At 32.9% G+C, this 15,508-nt stretch carries 9 protein-coding genes; all 9 read left to right on the top strand.

The features are described from left to right. Window positions 1-144: 144 nt before the first annotated feature. The 9 genes from Q0820_RS13455 to Q0820_RS13415 all read left to right on the top strand — a co-directional run bounded on the left by Q0820_RS13455 (window position 145) and on the right by Q0820_RS13415 (window position 15,492). Window positions 145-1,452: a Na+/H+ antiporter NhaC family protein gene (locus Q0820_RS13455; RefSeq protein ID WP_298488212.1), complete on the top strand. Its 1,308-nt coding sequence runs from the start codon at window positions 145-147 to the stop codon at window positions 1,450-1,452. A 106-nt stretch (window positions 1,453-1,558) separates the two neighbouring features. Then, the gene (locus tag Q0820_RS13450) at window positions 1,559-2,575 is read left to right on the top strand and encodes an L-rhamnose/proton symporter RhaT (protein WP_298488210.1); all 1,017 of its coding nucleotides are present in this window, start codon (window positions 1,559-1,561) and stop codon (window positions 2,573-2,575) included. A 36-nt stretch (window positions 2,576-2,611) separates the two neighbouring features. Next, a complete protein-coding gene (locus tag Q0820_RS13445; protein ID WP_298488208.1) occupies window positions 2,612-3,763 on the top strand; it encodes a mandelate racemase/muconate lactonizing enzyme family protein in 1,152 nt (383 codons plus the stop codon). Further along, complete coding sequence (locus tag Q0820_RS13440) at window positions 3,747-5,183, top strand: aldehyde dehydrogenase family protein (RefSeq protein ID WP_298488206.1); 1,437 nt, start codon at window positions 3,747-3,749, stop codon at window positions 5,181-5,183. The genes Q0820_RS13445 and Q0820_RS13440 overlap by 17 nt, the downstream gene beginning before the upstream one ends. A gap of 21 nt (window positions 5,184-5,204) precedes the next feature. Next, window positions 5,205-5,969 carry an aldolase/citrate lyase family protein gene (locus Q0820_RS13435; protein WP_298488204.1) on the top strand — a complete coding sequence of 255 codons (765 nt, stop codon included), beginning with the start codon at window positions 5,205-5,207 and terminating at the stop codon, window positions 5,967-5,969. A gap of 9 nt (window positions 5,970-5,978) precedes the next feature. Beyond that, on the top strand, window positions 5,979-8,069 hold the full coding sequence (locus Q0820_RS13430; protein ID WP_298488202.1) for a hypothetical protein: 2,091 nt from the start codon (window positions 5,979-5,981) through the stop codon (window positions 8,067-8,069). Between the two features lie 23 nt (window positions 8,070-8,092). Continuing rightward, on the top strand, window positions 8,093-11,335 hold the full coding sequence (locus tag Q0820_RS13425; protein WP_298488201.1) for a glycoside hydrolase family 2 TIM barrel-domain containing protein: 3,243 nt from the start codon (window positions 8,093-8,095) through the stop codon (window positions 11,333-11,335). 87 nt (window positions 11,336-11,422) lie between these two features. Then, on the top strand, window positions 11,423-11,740 hold the full coding sequence (locus Q0820_RS13420) for a hypothetical protein (protein ID WP_298488199.1): 318 nt from the start codon (window positions 11,423-11,425) through the stop codon (window positions 11,738-11,740). 494 nt (window positions 11,741-12,234) lie between these two features. Then, window positions 12,235-15,492, top strand: a complete 3,258-nt coding sequence (locus Q0820_RS13415) for a TonB-dependent receptor (RefSeq protein ID WP_298488197.1) — start codon at window positions 12,235-12,237, stop codon at window positions 15,490-15,492. The last annotated feature ends 16 nt before the right edge of the window (window positions 15,493-15,508 follow it).

The raw sequence follows: 15,508 nt of genomic DNA, 5'->3' as shown, positions 1-15,508 counted from the left end.
TAAAATAGTGCTATAGAGAGGTAGCTTATATAAAAGTAACTATTGCTTAAATTAATAGTTTTGATTTTTACTCGATAGTTAAAATTTAAAAACTTTGAGGTTTATCCTGAGCTTATTGTTCTGTCTTTATTAAAAATAAATTTTATGTTAGGTTTAGTTGCTTTAATTTCTTGTATTGTTTTGCTTATTGTTGCGGTTACGGTCTTTAAAGTGCATCCTATACCTGCACTATTAGTTTCGGGTTTAATATTAGGCTTAGCAACTGGTAGTACAGTTGGTGTAGTAACAGAGAGTTTGTTAAGTGGTTTTGGGAATACTTTAAAATGGATTGGTTTAGTTATCTTATTTGGTACACTATTAGGTGAAATATTAGCTAAAACTGGTGGTGCCGATGTCATAGCAAATAGCATAATTAATTTATTTGGTGTAAAATACTTGCCTGTATCTATGGCGGTTATTGGCTTTTTAATAGGGATACCTGTATTTATGGATGTTGCATATTTAACATTGCTTCCTACAATATTAGTCTTATCAAGAAAATCTGGACATTCTGTTTTAGTTTTGGGTTTATCTTTAACAATGAGTTTAACTGTTGCTCATGCTTTAATACCGCCAACACCTGGACCGTTAGCGGTTGCATCTATTCTTAATTTACAAGTTGGTAAAATAATACCTTTAAATGTTTTAGTTGCTATTGCAGCTATTGTTGGAGGTTTAATATGGATAAAAATAAACACCCAGAGATTTAGTACTGTCATAGAAAAACCTAAAGAAGAGACTGTTGAAAATAAAATAGAAATTCAAGGATTTAAAAAAGCCTTGCCCTACGCGTCATTACTTGTGCCTTTATTGTGTATGTCTTTAGGGGCAATTTTTTCTAGTACCAATCCATTCATTGCTTTTGTTAGTAACCCAGTTTGGGCATTAATGATTGGAGTAGTTTTGACACTGCCATTAATGCCAATGAAGAATTTTGCATCTGAATTAAATAATTATTTTAATGAGTCGGGCTCAAAATCTGCAATAGTCATATTAATCACTGGGGTAGGGGGAGCGTTTGGGCAAGTAATAAAAGATACGGAAATAGTAAATTCACTTTTTACTGAGATTGGTGGTGGTAATTTAACTGTGCTAACGGTTATAATTCCCTTTTTATTAAGTTTCTTATTTACAACAGTAACGGGCTCCATAACGGTTTCGTTAATAACTACATCATCCATAGTAGCGCCTTTAATAAGTTCTGGGGCTTTTTATCCAGAATTAACAGCAGCTGCAATAGGAGCTGGTTCTTTAGGTGTAGTTCATGTTAATAGTAGTTTCTTTTGGTTATTTAAAGAAGTGCATAATGTAGGAGTGTCTAAATTACTCAAATCGTTAAGTCTTTTAACTGCAATTGTAGCTTTTTCGGGAGGATTAATGGTGGTTATTATATATTTTATTAAAAGTATATAATGTCTTTTAGGTAGATTTATATAGGTTAAGATAATGTAAGGTCAGGATAAATTAGAACTGTTATTTTTTTCTGCGTTTTAGTTAATTTGTAGAAACACAATTTATTATGGAATTTGCATTTTTACCTCTAGTTATAGTTTTAATAGCCAGTATTTTTCAAGGTTCTTTTGGGCTTGGGATGAAATTTATGGCACCTCTTAAATGGGAAGCTTGGTGGCTAGTTCATGCTGCTGTAGCTATGGTTTTAATTCCGTTGGTTTGGGCATTAATAGTTGTTCCAGATTTGTTCAATGTAATATTTAATACGCCTGTTAGTGTCTTGTTGGTGGGTATGTTTTTTGGTCTGCTTTGGGGAATTGGAGGAATAATGTTTGGGAAAAGTATACCTTATATAGGAATATCTTTAACATATGGTATTGTAATGGGAGTTTGTTCTGCGGTAGGCGGATTAATTCCATTCTTTCAAATAGAAAATGCGTCTTCACTTCCGGCTTTTCCTTACGTAATGTTAGGTGTTTTTATCATGTTAATAGGGGTTGCAATCACCGCATATGCTGGAATACAAAGAGATAAGGTAATTAACACTGGGGAAGGTGAAGGGGTAAAAGTAAACTTAAAAATGGGTTTAATTATTGCGGTGCTTAGTGGAATATTATCTGCGTTTTTAAATTTAGGTTTTGTTGGAGCGCAACCAGTAGGTGTTGCGGCAGAAGCTGCAGGAGCAATTTCTCGTAATAGTAGCTTAGCTATTTGGGTTGTTGTTTTATTTGGAGGCTTTCTTATGAATGCTGGTTATGCAATTTTTTTATTAACAAAGAATAAAACTTGGAGTTCTTTTTCAGTTCCTAATTCTGGTAAAGCATATGCATGGGCAATTGGCGCTAGTTTGTTGTGGTTTGGAGCTTTAGGAGTTTATGGGCAGGGAGCAACACTAATGGGTAAAATGGGGCCAGTAATAGGTTGGCCAATTTTGCTTGGAGTGTCTTTAGTAGTAAGTAATATTTGGGCTTATATGAATAAAGAATGGGCTGGAGCGTCAAAAGCTTTTAGTTGGTTAATAGCTGGTCTTGCTGTTTTAATCGTAGCAACGATAGTATTAGGGTATTCAAATAGTGTCGTATAAAAAAGGTAATAAGAATCATTTTATATAAATATAAACATGAAAATAAAATCTATAGAGAGTTTTATTCTTGCAGATAAGTTAAAAGAGAGTTTTTACTTTTCGCAATGGGAATATTCGGAAAGAAGAATATGTATAGTTAAGGTAACAAGTACTACGGGACATGTTGGTTATGGAGAAGGGTATGGTCCTGCAAGTATCATAAAAGCAGGTATAGAGCATTTAACTCCTTTTGTTGTTGGGCAAAATCCATTAGAAACAGAAACAATCTGGAGTACCATGTATAGAAGGTCTTTAGATTTTGCAAGAAGTGGTGTTTTGGTATCTGCTATTAGTGCAATAGATGTTGCTCTTTGGGATTTAAAAGGAAAAATTTTAGAGCAACCAGTGCATATGTTACTTGGTGGAAAAAAAAGGGATAATATTCAGCCATATGCAACAGGAATGTATTTTACTCATGGTGGTGATATGCCAAAAAAGCTAGCCGAAGAAGCTAAGACCTATGTTAAAAAAGGGTACAAGGCTATGAAAATGAAAGTTGGGTTAACTATAGAGGAAGATATTGAAAATGTAAAGCAAATTAGAGAAGCTATAGGTTCAAAAGTTAAGTTAATGATTGATGCTAATCATGCCTATAATTTGCGTGAAGCAATTGAGTTAGCAAATGCAGTAGAAAAATATAATATTTCTTGGTTTGAAGAACCAATTTCTCCAGAATATTATGATCAATATGCAGAGTTAAGGAGTAAAACTACAATTCCAATCTCTGGTGGAGAGTGTGAGTATTTACGTTATGGATTTCAAAGATTATTAAAATCTAACTCTGTAGATATTGTACAACCAGATATTTGTGCAACAGGAGGGCTTACAGAAGCTAAAAAAATAGCCACTTTGGCATCTGTGTATGGTGCAGAGGTTGTTCCGCATACATGGGGAACAGGTATTGCAATTTCTGCAGCATTGCATTTTATAAGTAATTTGGATGATCTTCCGGGAAGAATGAAACCTTCTCCTTGTCATATAGAATATGATAGAACAGAAAATGGATTAAGGGATGAATTAATAACAACAAAAATGGTCTGTAAGGATGGGGAGATTAAAATTTCCGATGATCCAGGCTTAGGTTTTGAGTTTAATGAAGACGCTTTAGAAAAATATAAAGAAAAAAAGAATCATGAATTTTGGACATAAAAAATTATATATAAACGGGGAGCTTGTAGATGCTTCTAATGGAGAATCTTTTAAACTAATTTCTCCAGCTACAGAAAAAGAGGTTGCAACAATTGCTTCAGGTACTTTAGAAGATACGGAAAGAGCCTTAAAAACAGCACAAGAAGGTTTTGAGTCTTGGTCAAAATTACCTTTAAAAGAAAGATTAGTTTGGATAGATAAACTTAGAAATAAGATAATAGAGAATAGTGATCTTCTTAGAAATAGTATAATGCACGAGATGGGTAAAACTTGGGAGGGCAGTGAAGAAGACCTTACTAGTATAACTAATTCATTACAATACTATTCAGAAGAAATTGTAAAACGTACAGATATAGAAATAGAAGATAAAGAAGGTACTCACGAACATAGAATGGTTTCACAACCTCTTGGTGTTGCAGTAGCTTTTTTAGCGTATAATTTTCCTTTATTAAATCTAGGTTTTAAACTAGGTCCTGCTTTAGCTGCCGGATGTAGTATAATTTTAAAAGCATCAGAGTTTTCTCCTCTTTCTGCACATATAATAGGAGAGTTGTGTCACGAGATTAATTTCCCGAAAGGTGTAGTTACTGTTATTTCAGGTAAAAGAGAAAATGTTGGTATTCCTCTGTGTGAGAGTAAAATTCCAAGATTAATTACTATGATAGGTTCTACAGAAACTGCACAAAAATTAATAGAACAAAGCAGTAGAACTTCTATTAAAAGATATAGTATGGAGTGTGGTGGTAATGCACCTTTTATTGTTAGTGCAGATGCAGATATGGAATTAGCTATAAACATTGGTGCTGCTTTAAAAATTGGAAACACAGGGCAAATATGTGTTGCACCTAATAGATTTTACATTCATGAATCTGTGATGGATGAATTTGTGGATGGTTTAAAAAATAAATTTGAAAATGCTAAGATTGGTTTTGGTAGAGAAAATAAACCAGATATGGGGCCTCTTGCTAACGCAGCATCTGTAATAAAAGTTGATGGTATAGTTAAAGAGGCGCAAAAGCAGGGAGGTAAAGTAATTACAGGTGGTTCTGTTATAGATAGAGTAGGGCATTATTATGAACCAACTTTAATAACGATGGATAATCCAAATGCAGAAATTTTACAACATGAGATTTTTGGACCTGTTGCAATAGTGGTTCCATTTAAAACAAAAGAAGAAGCACTAGAGTTATCTAACAATACAGATGCTGGTTTGGCTTCTTATGTATTCTCAAAAAACGAAGAAACGCTTAATTATTTTGCAACCAATTTAGAGTTTGGTGAAGTGCAACTAAATGGAGTTAAGTATGATATTTATTTGCCGCATGGAGGTGTAAAAAATAGTGGTATTGGGGTAGACTGTTCTACTTATGCATTAGATGATTATTTGGTAAAAAAGAGAGTTACCAAGGCTTTAGTATAAATGATTGATGAAGGTATTAGAATGAGAAAGAATAATTTAAAAGAAGCTTTAGCGCAGGGTAAAACCGTGGTTGGTCCGTTTTGTAAAATGCAAGACCCAGCAATAGTAGAATTAGCTGCATTAGCAGGTTTCGATTTTATAATAATAGACATGGAACATGGCCCTTTTAGTATAGAAGGGGCGCAGCAAATGGTTAGGGCGGCAGAAGCAAAAGGAATAACACCAGTTGTACGAGTTACTGAAAATAGAGAAACCTTAATATTAAGAACTTTAGATATTGGTGTACAATGTATACAAGTACCACAAGTAGGGAAGAAAGAAGATGCAGAAAAAGTTGTAAATGCTACATTATTTCATCCAAAGGGAGAACGAGGAATGTGTAGGTATGTTCGCGCTGCAGAGTATACTAATGTAGAAAAAACTCAGTATTTTGGAAGTTCTAATGACGCCATACTTTCTATTGTTCATATAGAGGGCTTAGAGGGAATTGAAAATCTTTCTGAAATAGTAAAGACGGATATTGATGTGATTTTTTTAGGACCTTATGATTTATCTCAATCTTGTGGAGTGCCTGGACAGGTACATCATGAAAAAGTTGTAAACCGTATGGAAGAAGCAGTGCTTTTAGCAAAGCAAAATGGTAAAGCAATTGGTACCTTTGTAGAAACTCCAGAAGATGCTAAAAAATGGTCAGACATAGGAGTGCAATATCTTTCGTATTCTGTAGATGTGGGTATTGTAATGAATGCTTTTAAAGATATTACTACGGCTTTAGAAACAAACTAAATGTATATTATGAAATTAAGCAAAGGATTCATTTTTGGTTTTATAATTTTAAGTGTTTTGTTTTTTAGTAATTGTGCTGAAAATAAAGAACAGGCAAGTGTTTCTAATAAAGAAGCAACTATCCTTTTTTTAGAAAATAACTTATTAAAAGTATCTGTGAATGATATTACTGGGTGTTTTAATGTGTTAGAAAAAACTACAGGACAAGTATGGGAATCAGATCCTTGGGAAAATGCAGCTGGTTTACTAGAAATTGTAAATTCAGAAGGAAAAAAAGAAACACTTAATATTTCTAATAGTAAAGAGGTAGGGGTAACTAAAAAGAATGATTCTGTAATTTCTATTTCTTTTAAATCTCCAGCTTTTTTAGATAACACGTATGCAGAGGGAGTTGTTGTTGATACGGAACTACGGTTAAGTTCTAAAACATCAAAATTAGATATAGAAGTTGTAAACCATCAAAAAGGAGAGTATAAAATTTCGAGCCTAAGATATCCTGCGCGCCAGTTTAGTTTAAAAACAGATGTGGATAAAGGAGCGGCGGTAATACCACAAAAACAGGGTGTTATATGTCCATCTTATATTTTTCCAATGAATGGAGGGCGTTTTTGTAAATGGGATGATGCTACTTATAATGGTAAGTCTTTTGGTGAATTAGAATTGTTTAATAACGGAACAGGATTAACCATGCCTTGGTGGGGAACTTATAATGAAAAATCTGCAGTAGTTGGTATTGTAGACGTTTCTGCTCGTCCAAGCATGTTGTACAATATTAATAATAACGGTCAATATCTTTTTAATTCAAAAGGTAAAATGTCTACTTATAATCGTGTTGTTTTTTTAGACCCTGTTTGGCAGCTAGATAAGGAGAAGGGTAAAATGCAAATTAGCTATCATTTTATACCTAATGGTACTTATGTAGATATGGCCAAAATATATAAAAAGGAAGCTATAAAAAGAGGTTATTTTGTAACGCTTAAAGATAAAGCTAAAAGAGACCCAAATGTAAATAAACTACCAGGCTCTATTTATATGGGAGTTTATGGTGGTTACCCTCATTATGTAAATATGCCTGGAATGGCCTTTACTTTTGATGAGTTGGCAGAAATAATTAGAGTAACACATGATGATTTAAAAGTAGATAATGCTTTTTTCCATGCATGGGGAACTTTTTCCAATTTTGTGCCTAATAACTGGCCAATAAGTGAAGATTTAGGAGGTGTTTCTAAACTGAAAGCTGCAGTAGATTTAACTAAAAAATATGGGTATTTATATTCTTCATACCATGCTTACTCACCTATGCTAGAAAACGACCCTGATTTTACTACAGATGTAATGGAATTAGATGATGATAATAAGTTATTAAGAACAGGGAGTAGGTGGGCAAGAGTAGACCCAAAATTACAACTAGGACTTGCTAAAAAAAGTATAGAGAAAGAAATTGCAGCTCTTGGCTTACAAGCAGATATTACGGATATAACTTTTGGTAGGTACCCAGAAACTGGAAATGAAGGACGACTTGCTCTAGCAAAATATATTGATTCTTTAAATGTTGTTAATGGAACAGAACATGGTCAAGAACAATGGATTCCTTATTTTGATATGTTTGAAGGGATGACGTATTTAGAGGACCGCCCTCTTTCTCAAATATCGCACCAAGCACCATTATTTAATTTGGTATATCATGAAGCTATTGCAAATTTCGGAAAAATTCAAGATCCAGATAATGAGGTAACTGCAAATGGTGACTTTAGGATTAAAGCCCTTCAAAGTATGCTTTATGGTAGAGGTATTACTATATTCTTTGCTCCATATGAGTTTAACGGTATGCATCCATTAATAAAAATGGCAAATGAGTTAGTTAGCCCAGTACATAGAGAAACTTTCTTTTCAGAATTAAAAAGTCATGAATATTTAAGTGCTGATTTTAAGGTGCAAAGAAGTCGTTTTTCTAGTGGTACAAATGTGCTTGTGAACTTAGGTCCTGTGTCCCAAAAAATTATGGATGGAACTGTAATTCCAGGCTATGGATTTAAGATTACAATGAAAAATGGAGAGGTTAAAAAAGGTAATTTTAATGTAAGCCTTAATTTAAACTAAGATAATTTATATAAATTTTATTTATGAGAAATTATATACTAACCCTATTATTTTTAGTAATAGGGTTAAATGGTATTTATGCCCAAAATGATTGGGAAAACGAGTTAATGTTTGAGCAAAATAAAATGCGTTCTCGTGTTCCTAGCTATTCATACTCTAACCATCAAGATGCATTAAAAGGAGATAGAGATGTATCTAGAATAAAATCTTTGAATGGAGATTGGAAATTTAACTTTGTGGAAAAATCTATAGAAAGACCTCAAGAATTTTTTGCTAAAGATTTTAAAGGGGCGTCTAAAAATTGGAAAAACATTCCAGTACCTTCAAATTGGGAACTAGAAGGGTATGGGCAACCAATTTACTCCAATATAATTTACCCTTTTACACCAGATATTGCTAACGGCGGTAAGCGTAATTTTAATTACATGGGGCCACATCCGCCACAGTTTCCATATATAGAAAAGTATAGAGATAACCCAGTAGGTAGTTATTATAAAGATTTTACAATTCCTGCTAATTGGGAAGAGCAGTCTGTGATACTGCATTTTGGTGGAGTATCATCGGCTTTTTATGTATGGGTAAATGGGAAAAAAGTAGGATATAGTCAAGGAAGTAGGTTAGCTGCAGAGTTTGATGTTACGGATTATCTTTCAGAGGGTAAAAATCGAGTAGCAATACAAGTTTTTAGATGGAGTGATGCCAGTTACCTAGAAGACCAAGATATGTGGCGTTTGAGTGGAATTCATAGAGAAGTTTTACTATTAGCACAGCCAAAAATAGCGTTGAATGATTTTTATGTAAGAACTAAATTTGATAAAGATTTAAAAGATGCAAAGCTAGAAATACGACCATTACTCTGGATGAAAGGAGATGAAGAGCAACTTAAAGGTTGGAAGATTAATGCAGAATTATATGATGCTGATAATAATAAGGTTTTAACCAAAGCAATGTCTTGCTCTATTGAAGATGTTCATTTTGAAAGATGGCCACAGAGAGATATAACAAAGTTTGCTTTTTTAGAAGCTAATATTAATAGTCCTAAAAAATGGTCAGCAGAGCACCCTTATTTGTATAGTCTTGTTTTTGATGTTACAGATCCAAGTGGTAATGTAGTTGAATCTAGAAGTCAAAAAGTAGGTTTTAGACACGTTTCTTTTAGTGAAAAAAATGAATTACTTATAAATGGGAAATCTGTAAAAATTAAAGGAGTAAATAGGCATGATCATAGTCCAACAAAAGGAAAAGCATTAACAAGGCAGGATTTAGAAGAAGATGTTAAGCTTTTAAAAAGATTTAATTTTAATTCTGTTAGAACTTCTCATTATCCAAACGACCCATATTTCTATGATTTGTGTAATAAATATGGTATTTATGTTATGGATGAAGCTAATATAGAAACCCATCATTTGGGAAGTTATGCACCACAACAACCAAGTTTAGCAATTCCTATTTTAAGTAGAATTATGCGTATGGTAGATCGTGATAAAAATCACCCTAGTATAATTTCTTGGTCTATGGGGAATGAAGCTGGTTCAGGACCTGCTTTTGCTGCTGCAGCTGGTTGGATTAAAGATTATGACCCATCTAGATTTATTCATTATGAAGGAGCGCAAGGAGATCCTACAGATCCTAATTATAAAGAAGGAGATGAAGGGCAAAAACTATTTAGAGGGACTGCACATGCTAATCCAGACGATCCAGATTATGTAGATGTTTTAAGTAGAATGTATCCAGAAATTTATCAACTAAAAGCCATGGCTAGCAGCAAGCATATTGATAGGCCTATTGTAATGTGTGAATATGCACATGCTATGGGTAATTCTATAGGAGGATTAGGGGAGTATTGGGACCTAATAAATGATAATACTAATCTTATTGGTGGTTTTATTTGGGATATGATAGATCAAGGTTTAGAGACAACCAATGATAAAGGTGAGAAATATTATGCTTATGGAGGAGATTTTGGCGATGTTCCTAATGATAAAAACTTTTGTATAAATGGCGTATTTGCCCCAGATAGAACACCAAATCCGCATGCGTGGGAGTGTAAGTATATATTTCAGCCTTTTAGTTTTAAAGATGCTGATATTAAAAACGGGAACATTACAGCTATAAACCATTTAAATTTTACCAACCTAAATGCATATGAGGTAAAGTGGACCCTTTCTGAAAATGGAAAACAATTACAATCTGGTATTTTAAAGGATATAGATGTTAGTTCAAATACCTCATCTATAATTAATATACCATTTAAGAAATTTCGTTATAAGGAAAATGCAGAGTATTGGATAAAAGTAAGTGTATATGAAAAAGAAGATCGTTTATGGGCTAAAAAAGGATATGAAGTTGCTAAAGACCAAATTTTATTAAATGGTAGAAAAAAGGCTATAGAGTTTGCATCTAAATCTAAAAATGAAATTTTATCTAAAGAAACTACAGATGCAATTCTAATTACTGGAGAACAATTTTCGGCAAAAATATCTAAAGAGAATGGGGAGCTATTTTCTTTTATGGTTAATAATTTAGAGCAGTTAGCTTCTCCTTTAAAACCTAACTTTTACAGACCACCGGTTGATAATGATATTCGAGGCGCTAGTAGTAAACTTTTTAAGAAATCTAAAGCATATTGGGAGGATTTGGAAAGTAAACTTAAAACGAATTCTGTAAAAATCATATCTGACAAAAAAAACGAGATCATAGTAAAATCAACCAGGAGTTACAAGGAGGATGTAAAATTAGAGGTTTTTTATAAATTTTTAAGTGATGGTAATTTAGTAGTAAGCATGGATATGGAAGCAGAGAAGTCTTTGCCTAGTCTTATTAAATTTGGGGTGACAATGGGGGTTCCAAGTAGCTATGTTAATACCTCTTTTTATGGCAACGGTCCTTGGGAAAATTATATAGATAGAAAGCGAGGAACTGAGGTGGATGAATTTAGCTTTAAAACTGATAATATGTATAATAATTATATTTTTCCTCAAGAAAACGGTAATAGAACAGAGGTAAGATGGTTGCAATTATCTACTGCTAACAACAACAAAATTAATATTACAGGATTGCCAGAGTTTGGGTTTAGCATTTGGCCTTATAGTGCAAAAGATATTGCAAAAGCAAAACATTCTTTTGATTTAAACATACAAGGTTTTTATACTTTAAACTTAAATTTAATTCAAATGAGTGTTGGTGGTACATTATCAGAAACGTTACCTAAATATGTTATCCCTTCAGGTTCATATAGTTTTACATTTGCTTTAAAAGCAAATTAAAAGGGTAATATAATGCTTGTTTATGATAAATAGAGATTATTTAAATATGGTTTAACTATCTAACTTGCATTAAATTAATTTCACAAAATGGATTACGTATTTAGTCATATTGGAATACCAACTACAGAAGAGAAGGATTGGGATGGTTTTTATGAGCCAGGTAAAATACATTATACAGAGTTTGATAAAGACGAATATAAAGTAGAATGGGTCAAATTTGATGAGGATAGTCCTATGCCGGAAATGATGAAGACACTACCGCATGTAGCTTATTTGGTTAACGATATTGAAGAGGCATTAGTTGGAAGGCAAATTTTAGTAGAAACTTTTTCTCCTGGAGAAGGGGTTAAGGTTGCTTTTATAGTACATAAAGGTTCTCCTGTAGAATTTATGGAAATTTCATAATAAAAATTTACTCACTCAAGCATTATTTTAAGTTTATTCACTAAAAGGTTTTTTACTATTGTAAAAGACCTTTTTTTTGTTTTAAGAACTTACTTTCTATATAATTTTATTAAAGTGTAAATAAGCTTATAAATATATCTAAATACTAGATTGTCTAGAATTTGTCTAGTTTGTATAGACTATATTGATATTTAATTATCTGTTAATGAGTGTTCTGTAATTTTTAAAGAATAAAAGCTATTTGGTTAAAATAATGTTAATGTAGGTTAAATTTTGCTAAGAGATACATTAGAAATTACGCTTTATTTGTAGAACTGCTAATTGTGACCTTGACAATTGTAGATATCAAAAATTTTATTTTAAATAATTAAAACACTTTTAAATGAGAAAATGATAATTAATAAAAAACAGGAAAGTACTGGACATACTTCCCTGTAGAAAATTGCAGAGCAAGAACTAACTAAAAATTCTAATAACTCTAACTTATTAAACTTATGAAAAAAAAATGTAAAATAAACGCTTATTCATCAAATTCTTTTGGCTATAGGAAGCCTAAAGGTTTTGTGTCTAGTGTTTTAAAAATGATTAGTTGTGCCCTAGTAATGGGTTTTTCAATTATATCTTACGCTAATGATGCGACAGCTTTAAATGCGTTAGCAATTAGCGTAAATCAAGGACAAACAATTAGTGGTAACGTTTCCGACGCAGAAGGGCCTTTGGCAGGTGTAACAGTAATGATTAAAGGAACTACTTCTGGGACTTCAACAGATTTTGATGGTAACTATTCTATTTCAGTAGATAGTAATGATACTGTATTGGTGTTCTCTTATATAGGGTATGCAACAAAAGAGGTGGTCGTTGGTAGTAATACAACTCTTAATGTAGTGTTAGAAGGGGATACTTCTAAATTAGACGAAGTTGTAGTGGTAGGTTATTCTACAAAGAAAAGAGGAGAACTTACAGGTTCTGTTAGTACTATTAGTAGTGAGGCTATTGCTCAAACATCAAGTAAAGATGTAGCTAAGTCTTTAGCAGGACGAGCTTCAGGACTTATTATTAATGACCGTGGTGGATATCCTGGTGCTGGTAATGGTGCAGGAGGAAATACAAATGATGATGCTACCACTATATTAATTAGAGGTAAATCTACATTAGGAAATAACTCTCCATTAATTTTAATTGATGGTATTCCTTCTGGTTCATTCTCACAATTAGCGCCACAAGATATTGCTTCTTTAACTATTCTTAAGGATGGTGCCGCAGCAATTTATGGTTCACGTGCTGCAAATGGTGTAATTTTAATTACTACGCAAAGAGGTAAATCTGGTAAGCCAAAAATTAACTTTAGTACTTCTTATAATATATCTAGCTTCACAAGACAGCCTAATTTAATGTCGTCAGAACAATGGACAACGTATCAAAACGAAATTGCTGGTTACGCAGGTAATCCATTGCCGTATTCTGATGAAGATATTGCTGCTTATGCAGCGGGTAATGACCCTATTAATTTCCCAAATACAAATTGGGCAGATTTAACTTTTGCAAACTCTTCTCCAGAATCTAGAAATTCTCTTTCAATTTCTGGTGGAAACGAAAAAGTTAAATATTTTGTTAGTGGAGATTTCTTAGACCAAAAAGGTATGTTTAAGTCAGGAGCACTTAAATTTAAACAATACCAAGTGCGTTCTAATATTGATGTAATGTTAACAGATAAAATTAAGTTGGGTGTTGATTTATCTGGAAGATTTGGAAATACACAACAGCCTGGAGTAACTTCTGGTAATATATATAAATTAATATTTAATACAGTTCCTATTGAGGTTGGTGTTTATCCTAATGGTTTACCTGCTAGAGGTTCAGACGAAGGTAACCCTGTGTTAACATCTAGTTTAGAATCTGGTTTTCAAAGAGCAAAAAATACTACTTTACAAAGTAAATTCTCATTTGATTGGGATTTAAGTAAAATTGCTGAAGGATTAAGCATAAAAAGTTATGTGGGTATTAGAAAGTTGAATAGAGATGATAAAGATTGGTATACGCCATGGACGCATTATCAATTAGTGGGAGATGAATATGTTCCTGGAATTGGGTCTAACCAAAGAGGAACTAATAGAATTTTACGTGAGACTTTTTGGAAGTTTGATGAGCAATTGTATAACATACGTTTACACTATGCAAAAGTTTTTGGAGATCATAGTTTAAATGCATTTGTAGGGCATGAAAGATTAAATTCTAATACGCGTGAATTTTTTGCTGAAAAAACAGGTGGTTTTCCTGATCCACGTTCTGGTGAATTATTTCAGGGAAATAATGACGATAGACAATTATCAAGCGGGACAAGTTCTGAATTTAAAAGACAAGATTATTTTGGGTCTTTATCATATGACTACAAGAAACGATATTTTGTAGATTTTACTATTCGTCATGATGGGTCTAGTAATTTTGGAACAGGAAAAAGATTTGGTACTTTTCCAAGTGTAGCAGTTTCATGGTCACTAGCTAATGAGAAGTTCATGGAAAATGTAGATTGGTTAGATGCTTTGAAATTTAGAGCTTCTTGGTCAGAAATGGGTAATGACCGTATTGGTCCAAATCAATTTTTATCCTTATATGATTACGGAAATAATAACTTAAACACAGCCTTTCCTAACTATTATGTAACTGGTGTAGGTGGTAATTTATCTAATTCATATACTTTAAACAGAATTGCAAACCCAGATGTAACTTGGGAAACTGCAGATATGAAAAACGTTGGGGTTAATTTCACCTTATTTAATAATAAATTAAGTGGTGATATTAACTATTTTAATCAAGAAAGATCTGGAATATTAGTAAATAGATCGGGTAATCTTCCAGATTTTATAGGACTTCAAAATTCACAAATTCCTGCTGAAAACATTGGTGCAACCAAAAGTACAGGATGGGAGTTTGAATTGTCTTGGGCAGATAAAATTGGTGAAGTTGGCTATAACATAGGAGCTAATTTCTCTAAAGCTGTTAACGAAGTAGTTTCTTTACCAGAAGGAGATAATATTTCTCCATTGCTAAGACAGCAAGGCTTACCAATAGATTCTTATGTAATGTATGCTACTAATGGTGTATTTAGAGATCAAGCACAAATAGATGCTACAGATGTAAAATGGGGTAATCCACAGCCAGGAGATATTAATTATATAGATTCTAACGAGGATGGTGTAATTGATGCAGAGGACAGAATACGTGTAGGTTCTTCAAATATTCCACAAATACAGTATGGTATTTATGGAGGTATAAATTATAAGGCTTTTAACTTAAACTTTTTGTTACAAGGACAGGCAGAGGCAGAGACTCTAGTTTATTTTGCAGAAAGTCAAGGTGCAGCGCCAGATTTTGTATTTAATCAAAGATGGACTCCTAATAATAGAAATGCAAGTTTCCCAAGAGCTTTTGGTCCTGGAGATGCACAAAACTCACCTATCAGTGAAGGGAATGTAAATACTAATAATAGTGGTTTCCAAGGAGCTGACCTTTGGTATCAAGATGCTTCTTTCGTAAGACTTAAAGAAGTAGAGCTAGGGTATACACTAACTAATGAAAAAACAAAAATTGGTGGTGATATTAAAATATTTGCTAGAGGGTTTAACCTTTTAACTATGTTCTCTGATATTTATGATTTAGGTCTAGATCCAGAGGCTACAGGTTACAATAGTTTTAGAAATGCAACTTATACTCCGTTAAAGACGTATACGATAGGTCTTAATTTTAGCTTTTAATAAAAAAAAATGAGAA

The sequence above is a fragment of the uncultured Maribacter sp. genome, from assembly GCF_947495965.1.
GTDB lineage: Bacteria > Bacteroidota > Bacteroidia > Flavobacteriales > Flavobacteriaceae > Maribacter_B.
The sequence above is the reverse complement of the archived record's forward strand: the minus strand, read 5'-3'. Positions and strand labels throughout refer to the sequence as shown.